Source organism: Neorhizobium sp. T7_12 (assembly GCF_002968535.1).
GTDB lineage: Bacteria > Pseudomonadota > Alphaproteobacteria > Rhizobiales > Rhizobiaceae > Neorhizobium > Neorhizobium tomejilense.
Genome location: NZ_PVBK01000056.1, coordinates 1 through 428 on the forward strand (window position 1 = coordinate 1; position 428 = coordinate 428).

Here is a 428-nt window from a genome sequence, read left to right on the forward strand (position 1 = left end):
GGAAGCCGACCATGCGATGGCCGGCAAGCCGGTCGGGATGCTGCGGCAGGCCGTGGCGGGCAATGTAGGCAGGTGAGGCGAGCGTCACCTCATCGAGCATGGCGACGTGCCGGGCGACCATGTCGCTATCTCCAGGCGTGCCGACGCGCAGCACGCAATCAATGCCTTCACGCACGAGATCGACCAGCCGATCGCCCTCGCTCATGTAGAATTCGATCTCCGGATAGGTCTCCAGGAAGGACGGCAGGCTCGGCAGCACGAAATGGCGGGCGAGCGTGCCGTGCACGTCGACGCGCAGCATGCCCTTCGGCTTGGCGCCTGCAAAGGCGCCTTCGGCTTCCTCAATATCGGCAAGGATCGACAGGCAGCGCTGGTAATAGGCCTCGCCGTCAAGCGTCGGGCTGACATGGCGTGTTGTGCGCTGGAGC

At 65.2% G+C, this 428-nt stretch carries 1 protein-coding gene; it reads right to left on the minus strand.

Annotated features, from left to right (window positions below; genetic code table 11):
• Window positions 1–428 (minus strand): LysR substrate-binding domain-containing protein (locus C5J26_RS32420; RefSeq protein ID WP_245441361.1); only part of this gene is annotated, 428 nt, incomplete at both ends.